Raw genomic sequence first — 5956 nt, 5'->3', positions numbered from 1 at the left:
TGGGAATCTTTCTATAGTTGGTTCTATGGATAACAGTACCATCAAGGAAATCTTACATACCCTTCATCGGGCTGTTAAGAAGCCCACATCATAATCTGTACTCAGATTTGATGTGGGAGTATGTCACGTTATAGTTCAACCCAATTCATGTTGACGGATCTAAAAAACACAGGTTAAGCTGGCAGTGTCTCTCTGTAAAGGGGTCCATCGCTTTTCCAATCACAGGGGTAAAATCCGGGGGGTCAAGCAGCTAGAGATAGTGTTGAACCAGGGCAATTCAGGAAATCAACATTAGCACTAAGTTCTGCTGTCTGGCTAGATGGGATCAAAAATTGTAACAGTTCTTAACTATAAAAAAAACTTTCAAAACTGCTAGTATAGTGACACTTTTGTTAGCAAAAACAGATAAAGTAAATAAAGTTGGCTAGCTTTACACACCACAATCCTCACCTTGGGGATCTGGAATCGATTTGATTCATAGATAGTGGTTTGAGAGTTACAATTGGAATCAAAGCATCGCTATTTAACAGAGTTCTCTACTTACTTTTACTTTCAGCTATGAACGTGGATTTTATCAAAGCCCAAGTCAGGTTACTACAGGGTGCAAGTTCATCGGAACGAGAAACCCTTATTAAAAACATCGGCGTCTGTGCTGGCGTTATCAGACCCGGAGAGTATGTGACTCCGCAGCGGAAGCACGCTATCACTCTCTGGTTGCAAACAAATGCTGTTAGACTCCGGCTACCCCAACTTCCTCTGGATTTGTCGGGACACAAGCCTTAAGAAAGATCGACAGAGATTGAAATGCTGTTCAAAATTTAGCTAAACTTCTGTTGGAAAAAGTAAAGCAAGTTCTGGCTGATGTTGAGACTGTGAAATCCTAGGAGGCGACTCCCCATAGTTAAGCAGTGAGAAAACATCAACTTACAGCGAGTAAATGCTGGTTAAGTTTCACAGAACGGATTATTGCTCAAAACCATAACCTGTGTTAATTGCTTTTAGATTGGAGATTCACGATTTATCTAATTTTGGATGAATTTTATATGTGTGGATCGGCTCGAAAATAATCCCTATTCAATAGGTATAAATATTTACCGGGGCAGCCATTAAACTGCCCCATACTTTTGAAAAAGGAGGGGGATTGTTGGCAAATAAATATAATAAACTGCTTGATTGGCCTGAAATAATTTAGTTGGATTGAACGGCGGAATAAATTATATATTTTATGGTTAGGGCTAAACGGAGAGACTTATTGAATTTAACTTGGTTCATCACATATTGATAGACAAAAAGACTGTGCAAAAAAAACAAAAATTTCCTTATTTAGTTGGTTCCCGATGGACAGCAAAGCAAAAAACTTGGGGGTGGCGGCATTTTCAAGTAGTCAACCGAAAAAACCAAGGTAAATGGGTATTTGCAGAAATGGTGGCGGCTTGCGATCCGAATGTCCGTTTCTGGCTGAATTCGGAACAGCTCACAGATCGATCGCTCTGGCAAGCTGGATGGCAGTCCACCCAAGAACTAGAGGATTTAGAAGTTGCAGAGTAAAATATTTGAGAATAGAGGGCCTAGGGCATGGAACCTAGTTAGTTCCTTTTGAGACAAGGAAGTAAGGCTTCCCATTTGCACTCTCTTGTGGTTGGATAAGAAGTCTACAGTATGAGCACTTTCAAACTAAAGCTTGGTGGATCAGCAAAGGCATAAAACAATGAAAAAAACTGTATCGGTCTTCGTGTGTTTGCTAATTACTGCTACATTGGGAGGTGGAGTTGCGCAACTGTCGATCGCAAGTCCAGGAGTCGATCGTAGCAAAAATCAAGCTGCCGATATTGCAGAACCCGCAGCGGACTTATCCAATTTAGTCATTCCTTTACAAGACTTACCTCCGGGTTTTACAGAGATTTCATCTGGGGCTGCAAATTTCAAAAATCAACTTAACCAGAACCCTAACTTTAAGCCAGCAAGTGTCTTCGCTTACCAAAAAATTGAGGACAAGCAGTTTCAATTACTGATCGGATTTACAACGCAACTGTCCGATTCGATGAAACAAGCTAAGTTTGATGAGGAAATCAGTGCAGGGACTGCGGCTAAGGAATTCTCTCAAGGGTTAAATACTAACAAAGAAGTGCAGTTTACCAATCCTACTGCTTTAACTTTGGAAGACAAGACTGGTGAGGTATCCGCGGGCTGGAGAAGTCAAGGAAAATTACAAAATATACCAATCAATGTAGATTTTGCTATATTTAGGCGGGGAAAAATAGGGGCTTTTACGGCAATTATGTATATCGATGGTACTCAACCAACTTTAACAATTAACGATGCAGCGCGCAAACTCGACAGCCGGATGATGGAATTGAAACCTGATTTAACTAAACCGCAATAAATGTGGCATTGGAACCCGTAAAAAACGGTGTTTATTTTGGGTTCTAGTTCTAGATGTGAATAGGTAGGAAACCCTCGTGCTAATGACTGAATATGGTTATTCCCAATTCCCGATTCCCAATTCCCAATTCCCCAATTTCCCGATTCCCAATTCCCCAATTTCCCAATTCCCGATTCCCGATTCCCTAATGACTCGTTTAGCAACTACCATAGAAGCCATACTTTACCTCAAAGGTCAGCCCGTATCGATCGCAGAGATTGCGGAAATTGCCAAGTGCGATCGCACCGATGTCGAAGATGCCATCATCGAACTGATGTCGGACTCTGCTCACCGCGACAGTGCCTTAGAAGTGGTGGAAACGCCTACAGGATACAGCCTGCAACTGAGAGAAGAGTTTGCCAGTTTAATGCAAACTTTGATACCTCCAGAATTAGGTATTGGAGCTTTGCGGACACTAGCGGCGATCGCCCTCAAAGGTGGCATCGCTCAGCCAGACTTAGTTAATTTAAGAGGTTCAGGTGCTTACCAACAAGTGCAAGAACTTGTCGAACTCGGTTTTGTCCGCAAACGACGACCAAGCGAAAGCCGCTCGTATTGGCTACAAGTTACCGACAAATTTCATCGGTATTTTCAAGTAGATCAACTGCCCAAACAACTACAAATTGACTTTCAGGCAAATTTGTACCCAAGCAATGACGAGTAGTTTAAACTAGAATGTAACAAGCCAGAAATTAAGAATCGCCAAATGGTTTTTCACCCTGACTTTGACAGTTCCAATGCCAAACAAGCCACAGACAATCCACTTTTGAAGTACCTCCAACACCAATCCCCAGAGGTTTTAGATCGCGTTGCCAAGTCCGTCAGCCCAGAGATCAAAGAGATTATCTCTCACAACGTTCAAGGACTTGTAGGCATCTTGCCTTCAGACAATTTTAGCGTGCAAATTACTACCGACCGAGAAAACTTAGCGGGTTTGCTGGCTTCAGCGATGATGACTGGCTATTTTCTCCGACAAATGGAGCAAAGGATGCAGTTAGAAGAACATTTGGCAAGCACCAGCTCGATTAAACCAAAATCTGCCGACGGCAAATAAAAATTTGAACTGTTTGGGAAAGATGTTTGGAAAAGACAGGCTCAAAAATGGGTCGAGGGCGCGAGGGTATGAAAGTCATTCAAACCAAACCAAGAATCAAATTCATCCTCGCTCCCCTGCGACTAGCCACCGGCCGAGTTGCCTGAAATGGGAAAAGCACCAGGACGCACTTTAACTTTCTGAGTTTGACCCTGACGGTTGATTTCCATTTCCAGTTCTTTGCCTACAGCAGTATTTTCCACCCTTTCTTGTACGTCCCCTGGATTATCAACCGCAATGCCGTCTATTTTGGCAATCACGTCTCCGGGACGCAAGCCAGCTTTTTGAGCGGGGGAATTTTCCACAATGCGGGTCACGGCTACTCCTTTATCGAGGGAAATCTTAGCATTGAGCTGTTTGTTGACTTCTGCCTGTGTCGCGGGAGTCAAGCTGACCATTTGAATGCCGAGATAGGGATGTTCCGCTTTACCTTTGGCGAATAGCTGATCGGAAACTCGTTTGGCAGTTTCGATGGGAATGGCAAAGCCCAAGCCCTGAGCATCGGCACGAATGGCAGTGTTGATGCCGATGACCTCACCTTGGTCGTTGAGTAGTGGGCCGCCCGAATTGCCGGGGTTGATGGCGGCGTCGGTTTGGATAAATCGGACTCGTTTGTCGGGGATGCCTACTTGGGAGCTCGATCGACCTGTAGCGCTGATAATACCGACAGTCACTGTATTGTCAAGACCCAAAGGATTGCCGATGGCGATCGCCCATTGTCCGGGTACGATATTGTCCGATCGACCCAAAGCCACTAGAGGCAAGTTTGAGGTATTAATTTTCACCACAGCCACATCCGTCAGCAAATCGACCCCCTGGACTCTACCCTCAAACTCTCGGCCGTCTTTGAGGGTAACTTTCACAGTCTCACTGCCGGAAACAACGTGAGCATTAGTAACTATCCGGCCATCAGAAGTGAGAATAAACCCCGAACCTGTACCCCGTTTAATTTTTTCTTCCGGTACTGGCAAATTATCGCCAAAAAACCTGCGAAACAAAGGATTTTTGAAAGCTTCCGGCACTTGATTGACGACTTTGCTTGATGAGTCAATCCTGACCACAGCCGGACCGACTTTTTGGGCGGCTTCTGCAATAAAATTGGCATTGCCACGATCGGGCTGTCGATCGGATGGGACGGGAACAGACGCATAAGGCGGGATTTGTTGGCGTACCACGGGCAAAACCGAGCCAGTTTCCAAGGCGTTTGGACTTTGGAGATAGCGATTTCCCAACCATCCCATACCTCCACCGATGGACAGCAACGTCAGATAAAGGGTCAATTGCTTAAAAGATAAACTCATAAGAAGCTCCTGATAGGTTTGGAAACTCAGTCACCAACAGTGCTGAGCTAGTTATTTAACAACTCCCGTGGGATACCCAGAGGCTTTATAATACCTAGCCAAAACTTGCCCAGTCTATATTTAGCTGGACATTCGTAATTCTGGTGTTTATTTCTTGTTTTATCCTAGCGTTAAACCGCAAACTTGTATTTCTCGGTACTAGCTCTCAGTTCTGGAAGCAGTTTCAGGAATTGAAGGGCGATCGCCTTTGTATCCAACTTAGGCAAATTGTAGTCACTTGATTGTCTCCAAATTGTCTCCAATTTGTCTCCAATTTGCTTTCTAACAGCCCGTTTTTGTCTCCAATTTGTCTCCAAAATGCCTTGTGCAACCGCAGACGCTAAGTCCTAGAAACGCGAAAACCCTTGATTTCTCAAGGGTTCTAGCTGTTTAAGTTAAAGAGCGGGCAGCGGGAATCGAACCCGCATAATTAGCTTGGAAGGCTAAAGTTTTACCACTAAACTATGCCCGCACACAGCTTTTAACAATACCGTAAAGTTCTGGAAATAGCAAGAGATTTTGGAAAGTTTTTTTATAACCTCCCGAAAAGTGGCTTAATCGTCACTCTCACCCACAGTTCGGAGTAAACTGGCTTGCTGCCCGATCGCGCAGGCTGAAATTCCCAGTCTCGGAACAGTTGTCTGGCGATCGCCTCGAAATTAAGGCTTTTGCCGGACGATGACCCTTGATTGCTACTAGCTTTAACATTACCGATCGCAGCAAGTCTCCCTCGATCGTCAATTTGCAAAAACACGTCCAAGCTTACAACCGACGAACCAATCTGCAAAACATCGATCTGTTTCTGATTTTGCCTCGGTCTGGCTAGTTGGTCGGGGATGTCCCTATTGCCGCCGCGGATACTGTTTAAATCTAAAGTAGCGATCGCACCAGAACTTTCTGGTGGCTGAGGAAGCCTGACTGGCGATCGCCGAGGATTTGGCAGTGGAGATCTGGGATATGGTAATGGTTGCCGAATCGGGGCTGGAGAGGCGATCGGTCTGGGATATGGTAATGGTTGCCGAATCGGGGCTGGAGAGGCGATCGGTCTGGGATATGGTAATGGTTGCGGAATCGGGGCTGGAGAGGCGATCGGTCTGGGAT

Annotated in this window: 7 protein-coding genes and 1 tRNA gene; 5 read left to right on the top strand and 3 right to left on the bottom strand. The window is 44.8% G+C overall.

What is annotated here, in order from left to right; all coding sequences use genetic code 11:
• The first annotated feature begins 558 nt into the window (after positions 1-558).
• The 5 genes from ACBR23_RS27765 to ACBR23_RS27745 all read left to right on the top strand — a co-directional run bounded on the left by ACBR23_RS27765 (position 559) and on the right by ACBR23_RS27745 (position 3476).
• On the top strand, positions 559-783 hold the full coding sequence (locus ACBR23_RS27765; protein WP_340524717.1) for a hypothetical protein: 225 nt from the start codon (positions 559-561) through the stop codon (positions 781-783).
• Positions 784-1296: 513 nt separating this feature from the next.
• Positions 1297-1548, top strand: a complete 252-nt coding sequence (locus tag ACBR23_RS27760) for a TIGR02450 family Trp-rich protein (protein ID WP_341739841.1) — start codon at positions 1297-1299, stop codon at positions 1546-1548.
• A 160-nt stretch (positions 1549-1708) separates the two neighbouring features.
• Entirely contained in the window at positions 1709-2383 is a 675-nt protein-coding gene (locus tag ACBR23_RS27755) for a hypothetical protein (RefSeq protein WP_341739840.1), read from the top strand.
• 187 nt (positions 2384-2570) lie between these two features.
• The gene (scpB, locus tag ACBR23_RS27750) at positions 2571-3086 is read left to right on the top strand and encodes an SMC-Scp complex subunit ScpB (RefSeq protein ID WP_236508362.1); all 516 of its coding nucleotides are present in this window, start codon (positions 2571-2573) and stop codon (positions 3084-3086) included.
• A 42-nt stretch (positions 3087-3128) separates the two neighbouring features.
• Positions 3129-3476, top strand: coding sequence for a DUF760 domain-containing protein (locus ACBR23_RS27745; protein ID WP_341739839.1), 348 nt, complete (start codon positions 3129-3131; stop codon positions 3474-3476).
• A gap of 122 nt (positions 3477-3598) precedes the next feature.
• Here the strand turns inward: ACBR23_RS27745 and ACBR23_RS27740 are convergent, their stop codons facing one another.
• From ACBR23_RS27740 to ACBR23_RS27730, 3 genes are all read right to left on the bottom strand, one after another.
• Positions 3599-4816, bottom strand: coding sequence for an HhoA/HhoB/HtrA family serine endopeptidase (locus ACBR23_RS27740; protein ID WP_371115375.1), 1218 nt, complete (start codon positions 4814-4816; stop codon positions 3599-3601).
• 440 nt (positions 4817-5256) lie between these two features.
• Positions 5257-5327, bottom strand: a tRNA-Gly gene (locus ACBR23_RS27735).
• 60 nt (positions 5328-5387) lie between these two features.
• Positions 5388-5956: hypothetical protein (locus ACBR23_RS27730; protein WP_371125717.1), on the bottom strand; the 569-nt coding region annotated here is incomplete at its 5' end.

Origin of the sequence: Microcoleus sp. (assembly GCF_041354475.1) — a bacterium.
Classification (GTDB): Bacteria; Cyanobacteriota; Cyanobacteriia; order Cyanobacteriales; family Microcoleaceae; genus Microcoleus.
This window is presented reverse-complemented; position numbering and strand designations above follow the sequence as displayed.